Source organism: Brachybacterium sp. GCM10030252, from assembly GCF_042666535.1.
GTDB lineage: Bacteria > Actinomycetota > Actinomycetes > Actinomycetales > Dermabacteraceae > Brachybacterium.
This window is the reverse complement of record NZ_JBHTDM010000013.1, coordinates 1-737: the sequence shown is the minus strand read 5'-3', so window position 1 is coordinate 737 and position 737 is coordinate 1. Positions and strand designations below refer to the sequence as shown.

Here is a 737-nt window from a genome sequence, read left to right as displayed (position 1 = left end):
GCGATCACACCCAACTGATCCCGCCCCAGATCCCCGAGGACGCCGCCACGATCATCGAGCAGATCACCGGGCAACCGGGACACTAAGCAAATGCATCAACTCAGGCGCGACCGTGGCGGCGCTGAAGGTCTTCGCGCCGATCCTGATCCTCACTGGTGGCGGCCCCGAGGGATCGACTGTTGTCCCGTCCTACTACGCCTACCGGAACTTCTTCGAGCTCTCGCAGGTCGGCTACGGCTCCGCGATCGCCACCGTCATGGCCGCTGTGATCCTCGTCGTCGCGCTCGTGATGCTCTGGTTCCAGAGGAGGACCGAGAATGCCTGACACACTGACTACCACGCCAAACATGCCGGTGGGCTCGCACTCATCTCGCATACGCGGACTGAACATCCGCCTCCGCCCGGCCTCACTCCTGACGCTCGTCCTGACCTGTGTCGCTGCCCTGGTGGTCCTTGCTCCGTTCCTGCTGGTCGTGCTGAACGCCTTCAAGAGTCCGGCGGACTACTCCACCAATGGCCCCCTTGCGTGGCCCGAGAGCCTGGACCTCGGTCCAGTGCGCAGCTACCTAGAGATCATCGATTTTTCTCGGGCACTGACGAACTCCATCGTCATCTCCGTGCTGGTGGCCGTCTGAAGCGCCCTGGCTTCCGTTCCGCTTTCTATGCGGGGGCCGGTGAGGGCTCCCGGGACTCAGCGTAGGCGGCCTCAACCTCGATCGGGGTCGAGTACTCGAGGG

The 737-nt window shown here is 63.8% G+C and carries 2 protein-coding genes; both read left to right on the top strand.

All coding sequences use genetic code 11. The features are described 5' to 3' along the window. Nucleotides 1-112 precede the first annotated feature (112 nt). The gene (locus tag ACFQRJ_RS12560) at nucleotides 113-325 is read left to right on the top strand and encodes a hypothetical protein (RefSeq protein ID WP_377019482.1); all 213 of its coding nucleotides are present in this window, start codon (nucleotides 113-115) and stop codon (nucleotides 323-325) included. Between the two features lie 121 nt (nucleotides 326-446). Then, nucleotides 447-635 (top strand): hypothetical protein, encoded by a 189-nt coding sequence (locus ACFQRJ_RS12555; RefSeq protein WP_377019481.1) that lies wholly within the window; start codon nucleotides 447-449, stop codon nucleotides 633-635. Nucleotides 636-737: the final 102 nt, after the last annotated feature.